Annotated in this window: 12 protein-coding genes and 1 tRNA gene; 9 read left to right on the forward strand and 4 right to left on the reverse strand. The window is 33.1% G+C overall.

The window, feature by feature from the left end; all coding sequences use genetic code 11:
* Window positions 1-75: 75 nt before the first annotated feature.
* The 5 genes from ACTU6T_RS05670 (at window position 76) to ACTU6T_RS05690 (ending at window position 9,610) form a co-directional block, all read left to right on the forward strand.
* Complete coding sequence (locus ACTU6T_RS05670; protein ID WP_460220288.1) at window positions 76-3,228, forward strand: UvrD-helicase domain-containing protein; 3,153 nt, start codon at window positions 76-78, stop codon at window positions 3,226-3,228.
* Window positions 3,229-3,251: 23 nt separating this feature from the next.
* On the forward strand, window positions 3,252-4,445 hold the full coding sequence (gene kbl / locus ACTU6T_RS05675) for a glycine C-acetyltransferase (protein ID WP_460220289.1): 1,194 nt from the start codon (window positions 3,252-3,254) through the stop codon (window positions 4,443-4,445).
* 125 nt (window positions 4,446-4,570) lie between these two features.
* A complete protein-coding gene (locus ACTU6T_RS05680) occupies window positions 4,571-5,929 on the forward strand; it encodes an OmpA family protein (protein ID WP_460220290.1) in 1,359 nt (452 codons plus the stop codon).
* A 74-nt stretch (window positions 5,930-6,003) separates the two neighbouring features.
* Window positions 6,004-8,766 carry a PD-(D/E)XK nuclease family protein gene (locus ACTU6T_RS05685; RefSeq protein WP_460220291.1) on the forward strand — a complete coding sequence of 921 codons (2,763 nt, stop codon included), beginning with the start codon at window positions 6,004-6,006 and terminating at the stop codon, window positions 8,764-8,766.
* Between the two features lies 1 nt (window position 8,767).
* Window positions 8,768-9,610, forward strand: coding sequence for an alpha/beta hydrolase family protein (locus tag ACTU6T_RS05690; protein ID WP_460220292.1), 843 nt, complete (start codon window positions 8,768-8,770; stop codon window positions 9,608-9,610).
* Here ACTU6T_RS05690 and ACTU6T_RS05695 read toward each other — a convergent pair.
* Together ACTU6T_RS05695 and ACTU6T_RS05700 are read right to left on the reverse strand one after the other, a co-directional pair.
* Window positions 9,611-9,684, reverse strand: a tRNA-Ala gene (locus tag ACTU6T_RS05695).
* Window positions 9,685-9,688: 4 nt separating this feature from the next.
* A complete protein-coding gene (locus ACTU6T_RS05700) occupies window positions 9,689-10,483 on the reverse strand; it encodes a universal stress protein (RefSeq protein WP_460220293.1) in 795 nt (264 codons plus the stop codon).
* Window positions 10,484-10,538: 55 nt separating this feature from the next.
* Here ACTU6T_RS05700 and ACTU6T_RS05705 point away from each other — a divergent pair, with 55 nt between their 5' ends.
* The 4 genes from ACTU6T_RS05705 (at window position 10,539) to ACTU6T_RS05720 (ending at window position 13,875) form a co-directional block, all read left to right on the forward strand.
* The gene (locus tag ACTU6T_RS05705) at window positions 10,539-11,039 is read left to right on the forward strand and encodes a GNAT family N-acetyltransferase (protein WP_460220294.1); all 501 of its coding nucleotides are present in this window, start codon (window positions 10,539-10,541) and stop codon (window positions 11,037-11,039) included.
* Window positions 11,036-12,370 carry an MATE family efflux transporter gene (locus tag ACTU6T_RS05710; RefSeq protein WP_460220295.1) on the forward strand — a complete coding sequence of 445 codons (1,335 nt, stop codon included), beginning with the start codon at window positions 11,036-11,038 and terminating at the stop codon, window positions 12,368-12,370. The genes ACTU6T_RS05705 and ACTU6T_RS05710 overlap by 4 nt, the downstream gene beginning before the upstream one ends.
* Before the next feature lie 283 nt (window positions 12,371-12,653).
* Window positions 12,654-13,106, forward strand: a complete 453-nt coding sequence (locus ACTU6T_RS05715) for a 6-pyruvoyl trahydropterin synthase family protein (protein WP_460220296.1) — start codon at window positions 12,654-12,656, stop codon at window positions 13,104-13,106.
* A gap of 10 nt (window positions 13,107-13,116) precedes the next feature.
* Window positions 13,117-13,875 carry a UDP-2,3-diacylglucosamine diphosphatase gene (locus tag ACTU6T_RS05720; RefSeq protein ID WP_460220746.1) on the forward strand — a complete coding sequence of 253 codons (759 nt, stop codon included), beginning with the start codon at window positions 13,117-13,119 and terminating at the stop codon, window positions 13,873-13,875.
* 5 nt (window positions 13,876-13,880) lie between these two features.
* Here ACTU6T_RS05720 and ACTU6T_RS05725 read toward each other — a convergent pair whose 3' ends face one another.
* Together ACTU6T_RS05725 and recJ are read right to left on the reverse strand one after the other, a co-directional pair.
* Window positions 13,881-15,146: an MFS transporter gene (locus ACTU6T_RS05725; protein WP_460220297.1), complete on the reverse strand. Its 1,266-nt coding sequence runs from the start codon at window positions 15,144-15,146 to the stop codon at window positions 13,881-13,883.
* Window positions 15,147-15,148: 2 nt separating this feature from the next.
* Entirely contained in the window at window positions 15,149-16,837 is a 1,689-nt protein-coding gene (recJ, locus tag ACTU6T_RS05730; protein WP_460220298.1) for a single-stranded-DNA-specific exonuclease RecJ, read from the reverse strand.
* Between the last annotated feature and the right edge of the window lie 15 nt (window positions 16,838-16,852).

Below are 16,852 nucleotides of genomic sequence, written 5' to 3' on the forward strand. Positions count from 1 at the left end.
AAATTACGTATAAAACAGCGCAATTAAAAATATTAAATACCTATGAACTCATAGATAGTTTTTATAATTTTAAGCGTGCAAAACCAATCGCCATTTACAATTTATAATGCCTCTGCTGGAAGTGGAAAAACCTTTACATTGGTTAAAGAATATCTTAAAATTTTATTTAAATCTAGTAGTAAGCTTGCTTTTAGAAATGTTTTAGCACTTACCTTCACTAACAAGGCTGTCGGTGAAATGAAAATTCGTGTTATTGAAATGCTTAAGGCATTTTCCGAAGTTCATATACTAGAACATCCAAACCCAATGTTTGAGACTTTAAGTAAAGAACTAGATATTGAACCTCGACAGCTACATCTACGCTCAAAAGTTGTACTACAAACCATCGTTCATAATTATGCTGCTTTTGATATTTCAACCATAGATAAGTTTAACCACAAACTCATAAGGACCTTTGCTTATGATCTAAAGCTTCCTATGAATTTTGAAGTCGAATTAGATACCACAACCATATTAGGTAAAGCTGTAGATAAGCTAATAGATAAGACAGGAGAAGATAAAGAGCTTACAAAAGTACTCGTCGATTTTGCCATTGAAAAAACAGATGACGATAAAAGTTGGGATATTTCATATGACTTTAATGCTATTGCACAATTACTAGTTCACGAAAATGAGATTCCTTATCTAAATACATTAAAGGACAAATCACTTGAAGATTTCAAAGGACTCAAGAGTAACCTAAAAAAGCAACTAAAAGACGTTGAAGAACAAATTGTTGATTTAGCACAATCAACATTGAATTTAATCAGATTAAATGGTTTAGACTTTGAAGACTTTACCAGACAAACATTACCTAAACATTTTAAAAAGGTAAGCCATTTAGATTTAAATAAACTTTACGATAATAAATTACAAGAAAATCTAGCAAACGGAACATCAATTTACAACAAGACATTAGATCCTATTAAAGCGGCAACAATTGATTCTATGTTACCAGAAATAGAAACTAGTTATTTATCCGTAAAACGATTGGTTTACACTTCAAAATTTTTGAAAAATGTTTTGAAAAATGTAACACCTTTGTCAATTTTAAGTGCCCTAGCAAAAAGTCTTCAAGACATCAAAGACGAAGATGATATATTACTTATTTCAGAGTTTAACTCTATTATTCACAACGAAATCAAAGCGCAGCCTGCACCTTTTATCTATGAGCGAATTGGTGAAAAATTTAAACATTACTTCATCGATGAGTTTCAAGATACCTCTGAGTTGCAATGGCAGAATTTAATCCCATTAATTAGTAATGCTGTTTCTGGAGAAAATTTAAAGGGAGAACATGGCACTGCTATGCTAGTTGGCGATGCAAAACAAGCTATTTACAGATGGCGTGGTGGACGTGCAGAACAATTTATAGACCTATATTCTGATGGAAACCCATTTCACACAGAGAAAACAGTCAAAGATCTTCCAGCAAATTACAGAAGTCACAAAACTATTGTCAACTTTAATAATATGCTTTTTCACCATATAGCCGATTTTGCCTTTAGTAATCCAGAACACAAACTCATCTATAAAAATGCCAAACAAACTGTTACTATTGATACATCAGGCTATGTAGAATTGTCTTTTCTAAATACTGAAAATGAGGATAAAAACATGCTGCATTGTGATGCCGTATTAAAGATCATAAAAAAAGTAAAACAACTGGGTTACAAGAGAAAAGACATCTGTATCATTGTTAGAAAAACAAAAGAAGGTATCGCTATTGCCGAATACTTAAGTGCATTGGATATAGATATTATTTCTTCGGAAACTCTATTACTCAAAAATGCTCCTGAAGTACAATTTATAAATCAACTCATTACCTTAAGCCTGCAACCTGAAAATGATGAGGTCAAAATACATTTACTGACTTTTATTGCTGAACATAAATTACAGCTTACCGATACTCATGCATTTTTTAAGCAAATGGTTCATAAAAAACCACATGCTATTTTCGAAACTCTAAACACTTATGGTTTCAATTTTAACTACAGAGCGTTTTTACAAATCCCTATTTATGAGGCTGTTGAAAGTATTATTAGAGGCTTCCAATTAAATAAGACTTCCAATGCATATATTCAGTTTTATTTAGACGAAGTATTTGATTACTCACAAAAATACAATGCGAGTTTTTCAGGATTTTTAGAGTATTGGGATCGCAAAAAAGACAAACTAAGTATTGTATCTCCTACAGATAAAGATGCCATTCAAATAATGACCATTCACAAATCGAAAGGCTTAGAATTTCCAGTGGTTATATTTCCTTATGCCAATCAAGATATTTATGCAGATATAAATCCGAAAGTTTGGTTTCCTGTAGATGAAACACAATTTAATGGGTTTTCATATTTATATCTAAATATAAATAAAGATCTTGAAGTGTTTAATGAGAAAGGAGCCGAAATTTATAATGAATATAAATCACAGTTAGAATTAGATAGTATTAATTTATTATATGTTGTGTTAACTAGAGCAATTACGCAGCTATATGTGATTTCAGAATATGATATCGACAAAAAAACTAAAAATGAAAAACCTAACCGTTATTCAGGTTTACTCATAAGCTATCTAAAGTCACTCGGAGAATGGGACGACAACACTATGACCTATAATTTTGGAACTCTTAGAAGACCTTCCGAAAATACTACATACACCATAAAAAATATAGAACAGCAAAAATTCCTTTCTACCCAAAAAGAAGACCACAACCTTAATATCATTACAAGTTCAGGTTTCTTGTGGGATACAGTCCAAGAAAAAGCAATTGCACAAGGGAATTTAATCCATCAAATCATGGCATTCATAAAAACTGAGAATGATATTGATTTTGCGCTTGATCATTTTTTAAGCACAGGTCTAATTGGCTCTAATCAGTTAGAAAATTTAAGATCTATAATTGGTAACATAACTAGCCATAAGGACTTAAAACCCTTATTTAATAGTAATCTTAAAGTGTACAATGAAAAAGATATCATTACAAAAGAAGGACAGCTTTTAAGACCCGATAGAGTAGTAATTAATACAAAAAATCAAGCCATCATTGTTGATTATAAAACAGGATTGCAAGACTCAAAGCACAAGGAGCAACTCTTCGATTATCAATATGTATTAGAAGACATGAACATTGAAGTCATTAAGAAAATTCTAATTTATATTAATGATGAGATTACCATAAAAGAATTTTAAATTTGTAAAAAACTAAACCAACTATGTACGGACATATCAAAGAATATTTACAAAACGAAATTGAGACTATTAAAAATGATGGTCTTTTCAAAGAAGAACGCATTATTACCTCTCCTCAAGGTACTGAAATTACATTAAGTACAGGGCAAACTGTATTAAATTTTTGTGCAAACAATTATTTAGGCTTATCCTCTCACCCCGAAGTTATTCAAGCAGCTAAAGATACTATGGATACTCATGGTTTCGGAATGTCATCAGTACGTTTTATTTGTGGAACTCAAGATATTCACAAAGAATTAGAGCATAAAATTGCTGATTTTTATGGAACAGAAGACACCATATTATACGCTGCTGCATTTGATGCCAATGGTGGTGTTTTTGAACCCTTATTAGGAAAAGAAGATGCTATAATTTCAGACTCACTAAATCATGCCTCTATAATAGATGGTGTTCGATTATGTAAAGCAGCTCGTTATCGTTATGCCAACAATAATATGGAAGACTTGGAACGCCAGCTTATCGCTGCAAATGATAATGGTGCTCGATTTAAAATTATTGTTACAGATGGTGTGTTTTCAATGGATGGATTAGTGGCTCCTCTAGATCAGATATGTGATTTAGCAGACAAGTATGATGCACTAGTTATGATTGACGAGTGTCATGCTACAGGTTTTATTGGCGAAACAGGAAGAGGAACATTAGAAGAGAAAGGTGTTTTAGGTCGTATTGATATTATTACCGGAACACTTGGCAAAGCTATGGGAGGAGCTATGGGAGGTTATACCACTGCTAAAAAAGAAATTATAGAAATTTTACGTCAACGCTCAAGACCATATTTATTTTCAAACTCATTAGCCCCAGCAATTGTTGGTGCATCTATAAAAGTGTTTGATATGTTAGCAAATGACACCTCATTAAGAGACACTTTAGAGGATAATACAGCTTACTTTAAAAAAGGAATGAAAGACGCTGGATTTGACATCATCGATGGTGATTCAGCAATTGTTCCAGTAATGCTATATGACGCTAAACTGTCTCAAACCATGGCTAAGATGTTACTCGATGAAGGAATCTACGTTATAGGTTTCTTTTTTCCGGTTGTCCCTAGGGAAAAGGCTAGAATTAGAGTTCAACTATCGGCAGCACATACTAAAAGCCATTTAGATAAAGCTATTGCTGCGTTTGTCAAAGTGGGTAAAACATTAGAAATTATTTAAAATCAGTCCAAACTCCCTATTTTTAGTACTAATAATCAATATTTTTATATATTTGTCTTTGTTAATAAAATTTAACAACTTACTTTTGCCTTTAATTAACACTTAAAATTAAAATTATTTAGAATATGAAAAATCTTAGCAGATTATGTTTCGCTTTGTTGCTACTAGTAAGCTTCAATGTTAATGCGCAAGACGAAAACAACCCATGGAAAATTGAGATTGGAGCTAACGCAGTTGATCTCTATCCTGTTGGTGAAGATGCTCCATTAGGTGAGTACTTCGATGAATTCTTTAATGTAACTGACCATTGGAATTATTTACCTTCATTGTCGAAAGTTTCTATTTCAAGATATTTAAGTGATGGTTTCACTATCTCAGCTGCAGGTACAATTAACAGAATCGACAAAATTGGTGATTCTTCTGCGGAAGATTTATCTTACTACGGTTTAGATGGTACAATTTCTTACGGGTTAATGGATTTAATCAACTCTAACAAAATCGACCCTTATTTAGGTGTTGGTGGTGGTTACACATGGGTTGACGAAATTGGTGCTGGAACATTAAACGGAACTTTAGGAGTAAACTACTGGTTTTCTGAAAACGTTGGTGTAACAGCTCAGTCTTCTTATAAGCACTCTTTTGAAGATTATTTACCAAAGCACTGGCAACACTCTATTGGTGTTTCTATCAAATTTGGTGGTAAAGATACAGATGGTGATGGTATCTATGACAAAAACGATGCTTGTCCAGATGTTCCAGGTTTAGAAGCATTCAACGGTTGCCCAGATTCTGATAATGATGGTATCGAAGATTCTAAAGATGATTGTCCTAACGAAGCTGGTTTAGCTGAATTTAACGGTTGCCCAGATTCTGATAGTGATGGTGTTGCTGATAAAGATGATGACTGTCCTACAGTTGCAGGTTTAAAAGCATTAAACGGTTGTCCTGATGCTGATGGTGATGGTGTTGCTGATAACGCTGATGATTGTCCAAACGAAAAAGGACCTTCTGCAAACAAAGGATGTCCTTGGCCAGATACTGATGGTGACGGAATCTTAGATAAAGATGATCAATGTCCTAACGAAGCTGGTACTGTAGCTAATAATGGTTGCCCAGAAATTGCTCCAACTGAAGAAGTAATTAAGCAATTAAATGACTACGCTAGAACAATCTTATTTGATACTGGTAAAGCATCATTCAAGAGCGAATCTATGGAAGTATTACAAGCTATGACAGCTATCTTTAAAGAATACCCAAGAGCAGATTTCGCTATTGGAGGTCATACTGATAGTGTAGGATCTAAAGCAACAAACCAAGCTTTATCTGAAAGAAGAGCTAACGCTGTTAGAGATTACTTAATCGCTAACGGAATCAATGCAGATAGATTAACTGCAACTGGTTACGGTGAAGATTACCCAATCGCTTCTAACTCTACAAGAGCTGGAAGAAAAGAAAACAGACGTGTAGAAGTAAAACTTAAATAAGAAAGTTTCACTTACAAACATAAATAAGTAAAAAAACGCTCCGATTAATTCGGAGCGTTTTTTATTTTTATACTATGAGACCCTTCATAGATGATGTCATTCTGGATTTAATTGAAAAGCATTATGATGTAACTCAATTAACTTTTATACTTCCTAGTAAACGTGCTGGTACATTTTTAAAACGCGCCATTTCTCAACATGTAAAAAAAACAATTTTCTCTCCTGAAATAGTCTCAATAGAAGAGTTTGTTGAAACGCTTTCAGATTTTCAATATGTCTCTAATGCCGAATTGCTATTTGAGTTTTATGATGTATATCTTAAAAACACACCTAAACAACATATTGAACCTTTTGATCAATTTTCAAAATGGGCGCAACTTTTGCTTCAGGATTTTAATGAAATAGATCGTTACTTAATTCCGCCAAATCATGTATTTGATTACCTATCTGCTATTAAAGACATAGAAAATCAACATTGGTCTTTGGATGAAGAACCAACACAATACATCAAAAATTATCTAGCCTTCTGGAACCGATTAAAAATCTACTATTCAAAGTTCCAAGAACAGCTCATTTCAAAGAAGAAAGCCTATCAAGGATTAGTTTATCGAGAGGCCGTAAATAATATTGAGCAATACATTGCACTCAATGCTGATAAAACATTTGTATTTGTAGGCTTTAATGCGCTTAACAGAGCTGAAGAACTCATTATTCAGGAGTTATTACAACAAGAACTCGCTTTAATTTATTGGGATATCGATAAAGCATTTATGGATAGTCCATTTCATGATGCAGGCTTATTTACACGACAACATAAAGCTAATTGGAAATACTTCGACAAACATGATTTTAACTGGATGTCAGAACAGTATAGTGATGAAAAAGACATTCAAATCATAGGCGCACCTAAAAATATAAGTCAGATAAAATATGTTGGAGAACTTTTAGAAACCATTTACAAAGAAAAAGAAAGTCTACATAATACAGCTGTGATTTTAGGTGATGAAACATTACTGCTACCTTTACTTAATTCTATTCCAAAATCTATAAATACCATTAATATTACCATGGGATTGCCGCTTAAAGTTATTCCTTTGGCAGCCTTATTTGAGTCCTTATTTAGTATTCATAAAAACGTAACAGAGAAACTTTACCATAAAAATGTAATTGATATATTATCAAATCAGTATATGGTGTCATTATTTCAAAATACTTCATCAAATGATTCAGACCGTATCATAAATCACATTCAACAACATAACAAAGCTTATATCTCTCTAAGCGAATTAATTGCTATAGCTCCACAAAAGGAACCTCTTATGCAATTATTGTTTATGTCTTGGAATGATAACCCCTCTCGTGCAATCCATAATTGCATTGCACTCATATCAAAAATTAAAGCAAATCTTGATGAAGACAAATCTGATAATTTGTTAGCATTAGAGTATTTATATCGCTTTCATCAAGTGTTTAATAGCTTAGAAACACTAAACGCTTCTTTTTCTCATATTAATACCATTGCTACATTATTTAGTTTATATCGCGAGCTTATTAAAAGCGAAACCTTAGATTTTAAAGGAGAACCTTTAAAAGGACTTCAAATAATGGGAATGCTAGAATCTCGCGTACTCGATTTTGAAACAGTCATCATCACCTCTGTCAACGAAGGTATTTTACCTTCTGGGAAAAGTTATAATTCATTTATCCCATTCGATGTCAAACTAGAAAATAAACTCCCAACTTATAAAGAAAAAGACGCTGTATACACGTATCATTTTTATAGATTATTACAACGTGCTAAAACAGCTTATATTCTTTATAACACGGAACCCGATGTTTTAAATGGCGGAGAAAAAAGTAGGTTTATCACACAATTAGAAGTAGAAAATATCCACAAAACAAAACAATATGTCGTTTCTGCTCAAGTCCCTTCCATTGAAAACAATTTAAAGCGTGTTAAAAAAACACCTGAAGTTATTGACACTCTGGATTTAGTAGCTAAAAAAGGGTTTTCTCCATCTTCATTAACCAACTATATCCGTAATCCTATTGATTTTTATTATGATAAAATCTTAGGTATTAAACAATATGAAGAAGTCGAAGAAAGTGTAGCTTATAACACTTTAGGAACAGTAATCCATAATACTCTTGAGGATTTCTACAAACCACTTGAAGGGCTTATACTTACTATCGATCATGTTAAAACCATGAAAACAAAAATTAATGCAACGGTAACTCATCATTTTAAAGCAGAATTTAAAGATGGTGATATTTCAAGTGGAAAAAACCTCATCATTTTTGAAATTGCACAACGTTATATCTCTAACTTCTTAAATCTTGAAATTTCCGGTTTAAGACAAGGCAATACCATTAAAATAATTGCAATAGAAACCGAAAACAAGATTCCCATAACAATTGAAGCGCTTCCTAAAACAATATATCTCACAGGGAAAGTAGATCGCGTTGATCAATATAACGGAACTACTAGAATTATTGATTATAAAACAGGACGAGTCGAATCTAATAAGGTGCACATTGTAGATTGGGATGTCATTACATCAGATTACGACAAGTATAGCAAAAGCTTCCAAATACTAATGTATGCCTATATGATGCATTCATCTTCAAAAATCACACTACCAATTGAAGCAGGGATTATATCATTTAAAAGCTTGAGTTCAGGTGTGCTAAAATTCGCTACCAAACCTTCATCTAACAGTAGGACTAAAGATTACACGATTACTTCTGAAACTTTAGAGGCCTTTGAAATTGAGCTTAAAAAATTAATTGCCGAAATCTATAACACGAAACTAGATTTCATTGAAAAAGACGTCTAATATGATCCTTAAAAATCAAGTTCTATATAGAGAAAAACAAAAACCAATTGTTTGGGATGCATTCTTTAATGCCAACGCACAACCAAAACCTTTGGTTATATTTAGTCATGGTTATAAAGGGTTTAAAGATTGGGGCGCATGGAATTTAGTAGCTCAAACATTTAGCGACAACAATTTATTTTTCGTGAAGTTCAATTTTTCACATAATGGTGGAACAATTGAAAACCCAATCGATTTTCCAGATTTAGATGCTTTTGCAGAAAACAATTACACCAAAGAGCTTGATGATCTTGACTCGATATTAAACCATCTACTTTCAAATAAGTTTGAACATAAAAATGATATTGATATTACAAATATTATTCTAATAGGCCATTCAAGAGGTGGTGGTATTTCAATAATCAAAACATTTGAAGACCATCGTATAACTAAATTAATTACTTGGGCTAGCCTTTGTGATTTTGGAAAACGATCAGCAACGTCTGGTGACCTAGACAACTGGAGAAAAAATGGTGTGAAATATGTATTGAATGGCAGAACCAAACAACGTATGCCACATAATTTTCAATTTTATGAAGATTTTAAAGCCAATGAACAACGCTTACATATTGAAACTGCAATTCGACAAATTGATATTCCTACATTAATCATTCATGCTAAAGATGATCCTGCAGTCACTTTTGATGAAGCTGAAGCTTTACATTCTTGGAATACATCAAACAAACTAGTAGTTATAGACCATTCTAATCATGTGTTTGGAGCACGTCATCCATGGAAAGAAGATAAATTACCAATAGCTCTAGCTTTAGTTGTAAAAGAAAGCATATTGTTTATTAGAGAATAGTGGAGAAGATGGGACTCGAACCCACGACCTCTTGACTGCCAGTCAAGCACTCTAGCCAGCTGAGCTACATCCCCATTTTTATTTTAATCCACGTAAAACTAGAACTGGTAAACTACTGCTAAAATCTTTCTTCAAAATGGTATTCTTTTCCCATTTTTTAACAAAGAACCCTCTTTTACGTCTCACAACACAAAGCATATCTGGATTATTATCCTTGTAGTGCTCTAAAACACCTTGGAATGTAGTTGGGTTTTCAGTGATTGTTGTATTTGTCATTATACTTGATAAATCGTCATTAAGATCAAAATCACCTTCTTTATGAAATGGTGTTTTTACTAATAACAAATTCACTACAGCTTTAAACTGATCTTTGATAGCTTTTAGTGGTACTAAAGCATCATCTTTTTTGATTACGGCAGATTTCACTGCCATTAATATTTTTACAATAGGTTTATAAACATATCTTTCAGGAACAATAAGCGCTGGAATATTCGTTTGCTTAATAATTTTTCCAGAAGTCTTTCCTAAATAGACCTCATCTTTTATTGAGTTCGTTCTAGGCTCTAATAAAATAAGATCTACATTTAGAGCTTCACAAGCCAATTCTATAGTATCTACCAACTTGCCTTTAAACGTTTTAACCACAACATCAACACCTTTAGTATCAATTTTTTCAACATGACGTTTTAAAAACGATAAGCTCTCACGCTCTAAAATATGATCAATCTTAATCATAGTACCTGCTTTCGTATACACATTATATACTTGAACTACATATAGCTTAGCACTAAAAGCTCTTGCAAAATCTACAGCATATTGTAAATGGCTTTCTGCATTTTTTGAGGATCCTACGGGAACAAGAATAGACTTCATAATCAAATATTTAAAAGTAACTTTGTATAAATATTTGGCAAAGGTAACTATTAAAATGATACGTCAAGCAACACTCAACGATATAGATGCTATTATAATGATGACCAAAGCATGTGCAAAACATATGATTGGCAAAGGGATTTTCCAATGGAATGAACATTACCCAAATCCAAAAGCGTTTCAAACTGATGTTGAACGTCAAGAATTATATGTGCTAGACATTAATGACCAAGTAAATGGCTGTATTGTTATATCAACGTTTATGGACGATGAGTATGTTCCTGTTAAATGGTTAACAGCAAATAAAAATAATATTTATATCCATCGTTTAGCGGTTCATCCAGAACATCAAGGTAAAGGCTATGCGCAACAGTTAATGGATTTTGCCGAAACCTACGCCATAGATAATAACTATAGTTCTATTCGATTAGACACCTTCTCACAGAACAAAAGAAATCAAAAATTTTACGACCTTCGTGGCTATAAACAATTGGGTGATATATACTTTCCAAAGCAAAGTGAACATCCTTTTCATTGTTATGAGTTGGTCTTTTGAAAACAGATATCACATTAAAAAATATCAATCGCCTTGCTATTCCTGCATTAATTTCTGGAGTTGCCGAACCTATTTTATCTTTAACTGATACAGCTATTATTGGTAATGTTGATTATAATGCCGCTGAGTCTTTGGCTGCTGTAGGTATTGTAGGAACATTCATTTCAATGCTTATTTGGGTATTAGGTCAAACTAGAAGCGCCATTTCTTCTATTGTCTCACAACATCTTGGTGCCAATGAGCTTGATAAAGTTAAAAACCTCCCTGCTCAGGCTATTTTTATTATTACATCAATTAGTATCCTAATCATTATAGCCACACTTCCTTTTGCTTCTGAAATTTTCAAACTGTATAACGCCTCTGAACTCATTTTAGAGTACAGCGTAGATTATTACGGAATTCGTGTATTTGGTTTTCCATTTACACTATTTACAATCGCTATTTTCGGAACATTTAGAGGCCTACAAAACACCTTTTACCCAATGATTATTGCTATTATTGGAACCATTATCAACATTGTACTTGACGTCGCTTTGGTTTACGGTATTGATGGCGTTGTTAATCCGATGCATATTAAAGGAGCTGCTTGGGCCAGTGTTATTGCGCAAATTGTAATGGCCTTATGCTCGGCTTATTTTTTACTAAAGAAAACAGATATATCACTGCGCATTACATTTCCGTTTAATGCTGAAATTAAAAATTTCATTATTATGATTCTTAATCTGTTTGTAAGAACCTTAGCGCTAAACGCAACGCTCTATTTTGCAACACGATTTGCTACCTCATACGGAACAAAATATATCGCAGCTTATACCATAGCTATTAATCTCTGGTTTTTAGGAGCATTCATTATTGATGGTTATGCAAGTGCTGGAAATATCTTATCTGGAAAATTATTGGGTGCTAAAGACTACAAAAAACTAGTAGAGCTTAGTCGTTTTTTAATTAAATGTGGCATTGGTGTTGGCATTATTCTAGCCATTTTGGGGTTAATATCATACAGTTTTGTTGGACCAATTTTCACTAAAGACCAATTAGTGCTTAATGAATTTTATAAGGTGTTTTGGATTATTTTGGCCATGCAACCATTTTGTGCTTTAGCCTTTATATTTGATGGGATGTTTAAAGGTATGGGGAAGATGAAATATTTAAGAGATTTATTACTATTATCAACAGGGTTGGTCTTTATTCCTATTCTATTTCTACTAGATAATTATGACTTGAAATTATATGCTGTATTTATAGCTTTGACCTTTTGGATTATTGCTCGAGGTGTGCCTCTAATTATAAAATTCAGACAACTATTTTTGTCGCTTTCACAAAAGACGTAACTTTGAAAGCATAATTTAGGCTAAATAAATGCTTTTAATAACAGTAATACAGGATTCAACCGCAAGAGATACAGGATATAATATTGGGTATGCCATTGGTCAAAACCTTCCTTATATTCTTGTTTTAATTTTAGCCTTTATAGTATTCCAATATTTTAAAAACAAATCTAAAAATAAATAGACCTATGGATTTTATGTCATTTATCAGTGGAAATGGATTATTCCTTATTTTAGGAATCGTTTTAGTGGTAGTGTATTTCTATAATCGTAATAAAAGACGCTAATGAGTAACATTCGCATTACAAAGCAATTCTCTTTTGAAACAGGTCATGCCTTATATGGTTATGATGGAAAATGTAAAAATGTACATGGGCATAGCTACCGGTTGGATGTTACAGTAATTGGACAACCTATTACTGATAATAACAACGTTAAATATGGAATGGTTATAGATTTTAGTGATCTAAAAAAGATAGTGAAAGAAGAAATTGTTAATGTTTTTGATCATGCTACTGTCTTTAATAAAAACACACCTCATGTTGAACTTGCTAAAGAACTTGAAGATCGAGGTCATAACGTACTTTTAGTAAATTACCAACCCACAAGTGAAATGATGGTTATCGATTTTGCAAAAAAAATAAAACAACGTTTACCTAATAACATCAAACTACATTCGTTAAAACTTCAAGAAACTGCGACCTCTTATGCGCAGTGGTTTGCTTCAGATAATGACTAAACCTACGCACATAACAATTCCTGAAGGCAAGAAAATTTATTTTTCTTCAGACAATCATTTAGGAGCTCCAACTAAAGAAGCATCTTTACCTCGTGAAAAGAAATTTGTGGCTTGGCTCGATGAGATAAAAATCGACGCTGCTGCTATTTTTTTGTTGGGTGACTTATTTGATTTCTGGATGGAATATCGACGTGTCGTTCCTAAAGGGTTTACTAGAACACTTGGCAAATTAGCAGAGATTAGTGACTCAGGAATCCCAATTTATTATTTTGTTGGAAATCATGATTTGTGGATGAATGGCTATTTTGAAGAAGAACTTAATATTCCTGTTTTTCACAAACCCAAGGAATTTATTTTCAATAATACGTCTTTTTTTATTGGTCATGGTGATGGCTTAGGTCCAGGTGACAAAGGCTATAAACGCATGAAAAAAGTATTTACAAATCCTATCTGTAAATGGCTATTTAAACGATTGTTACATCCTGATTTTGGAATGCGTGTTGGACACCACTTGTCTGTAAAAAACAAAATGATTTCTGGTGATGAGGATGCTAAATTTTTAGGTGACGATAATGAATGGTTGGTGCAGTATTGCAAACGAAAACTCGAAAGCAAACATCGAGATTATTTTGTATTTGGACATCGACATTTACCTTTAGATATTCAACTTAACGACCAATCCAAGTATATCAATCTTGGAGATTGGATTCAATATTATACCTATGGTATTTTTGATGGAAAAGAATTTGAATTGAAAACTTACAATTAAATTTATTATTCTTTCTCGTGCTCTTCTATATCTTTTCTTAAATCTAATTGTCTAAATGATGGAGAAATAAGCCCAGTAGCTACAACGGTTATTAAAGTCATGGTTCCGCCAAAAACTACAGCAGTAACTGTTCCCATAAGTTTAGCAGTGAGACCACTTTCAAGTGCACCCAATTCATTAGAAGAGCTAACAAACATCGAATTTACTGAAGACACTCTACCCCGCATATGATCTGGTGTTTTTAGCTGAAGAATGGTTTGACGAATGACCATAGAAACACCATCAAAGACACCACTAAAAAATAATGCCGCAACAGAAATCCAAAATATAGATGACAATCCAAATATGATGATACATATTCCAAAACCAAAAACAGCAATCAACAATTTCATTCCTGCATGTTTACTAATTGGAATATAAGCTGTTACCAACATCGTTAAAAATGCGCCTACTGATGGTGCTGCAACTAAAATCCCAAAACCTTGTGGTCCAACTTTCAAAATATCCTGAGCAAAAACTGCTGCTAAAGCTATTGCTCCACCAAATAAAACAGAAATCATATCTAAAGTAATAGCTCCTAAAATTGCCTTTGTATTAAAAACAAATTTTAAACCTTCCGATAAACTCGAAAAAACATTCTCACCAATTTTTGGGTTAAGAATTGGCTTTCGAGGTATTTGAAACATCGTTATAAATGAAAATAAAACTAACCCAAAAACGATACATAAAGACCAATGCACACCAATCCAACTAATTGAAAATCCCGCAAAGGCAACACCTAACACTCTTGCCATTTGCCATGTAGAACTATTCCACGTAGCTGCATTTGGATAGATTTTTTTAGGTACAATTAGTGCTACCAATGAAAATATAGTTGGGCCGAAAAATGCTCTTAAAAAACCACCAAAGAAAACCAATGCATATATAGAATAGAGGATACTATTTTTAGACCACAATGTTGTTATTGACTCAGAAGTTAACCAAAACAACCCAAAGCTTATTAAAGAAAATGCTGCAATACATAAAGCTAAAAGATTTCGTTTTTCCCGCTGGTCTACAATATGACCTGCAAATAATGCCATAACAAAGGCAGGCGCAAATTCAAAAAGACCTATTAAACCCAAACTCAAAGGGTCTTTTGTTAACGCATAAACTTGCCATTCTATAACAACAAACTGCATAGACCAACCAAAAACTAAGGCAAATCTTATTAGCAAAAAAGTATTAAATTCTTTAATTCTGAGTGCTGCGTATGGGTCACTTTTTGCCATATTTATGCTTTTATATCTCTTAGCTTTAATTGTAAACTTACATTTCCTTGCCAATGATTTTCATCAATAGAGTACACAGCGTCAAATGATTTTCGTTGTTGAATTAAGTTCAACTTATCTCCTAAATTAAAACCTATCCCAACTAATTTTTGTTGCCCTTGAGTGGCTGTTAATCGTAAATGCTTATCATCTTCTCCAACACATTTACCATAGCCTGTATCTTGTACATTTTGTGTTAAGAAAATTGGTGTCATATTTCCAGGTCCAAAAGGGGCAAATTGTCTAATAATTCTGTAAAATTTAGGTGTGATTTCATTTAGCTCAATTTGGGCATCAATTTGAATTTCAGGAATAAGTAAGTTTTTGTCAATAGTTTTTGAAACCTCATCTTCAAAAGCTTGTTTGAAGGCTTCATAATTCTCTTCCTTAAGCGTTAACCCAGCAGCATATTTATGTCCGCCAAATTGTTCAATATGTTCGCTACAGGCCTGAAGTGCATTATACACATCAAAGCCTTTAACAGATCGTGCAGAAGCCGCAAGTTTATCGCCACTTTTAGTAAATACTAAAGTAGGTCTATAATACGTTTCAGTTAATCGAGAAGCCACAATACCAATAACACCTTTATGCCAAGATTGATCATATACAACAGTAGTGAGTCTATCTTGTTCATTTTGTGCTGTAATTTGTTCTAGCGCTTCTTCAGTGATTCGTTTATCAGCTTCTCTTCTATCGAGATTAAACGTATCTATTTCTTTTGCATAAGTGCTGGCCAAAGCATCATCTGTTTCAGTTAACAAACTTACTGCATAAGTGCCATGTTTCATACGACCAGCAGCATTAATGCGAGGTGCTACGATAAATACCACATCAGTAATTGTAAGTTCATTTTTCTTAATTTGATCAATTATAGCTTTAATACCAGGTCGAGGGTTCGTATTAATAACTTGCATTCCGAAATAGGTCAATACTCGATTTTCCCCAGTAATAGGAACAATATCTGCCCCAATTGCTGTGGCAACTAAATCTAAATATTCGCTTAAATCATCAATGGTTTTGTCGTCTTTAGACGCCAAGGCTTGTACGAGTTTAAATCCAACACCACAACCACAAAGTTCTTTATATGGATAATCACAATCGTCTCGTTTTGGGTCTAAAACTGCAATCGCTTTTGGAAGTTCGTCTCCTGGTCTATGGTGGTCACAAATAATAAAATCAATGCCTTTTTCCGAAGCATAATCAACTTTATCAATAGCTTTCACACCACAATCTAAAGCGATAATTAAGGAAAATTCATTGTCATGAGCAAAATCTATCCCTTTATAAGAAATACCATAACCTTCATCATAACGATCAGGGATATAGGTTGCAATAGTCTCTGATTTTGTTTTTAAATATGAAGACATTAACGCTACAGAAGTGGTTCCATCTACATCATAATCACCATATACTAAAACATTCTCACCTTGAAGAAGCGCAGCTTCGATACGCTCAACGGCTTTATCCATATCTTTCATCAAGAACGGATCATGTAAGTCTGTTAAGCTTGGTCGAAAAAATGTTTTGGCATCATCATAAGTTTCGATACCTCTTTGAACTAATAGTGTAGCAACAGATACGTCAACCTGAAGAGCTTTTTGTAAGTCTTCAATACGTTTTGAATCTGGTTTTGGTTTGAGTGTCCAACGCATGTACTAATATAGAAA

It is taken from the genome of Psychroserpens citreus (genome assembly GCF_055686305.1).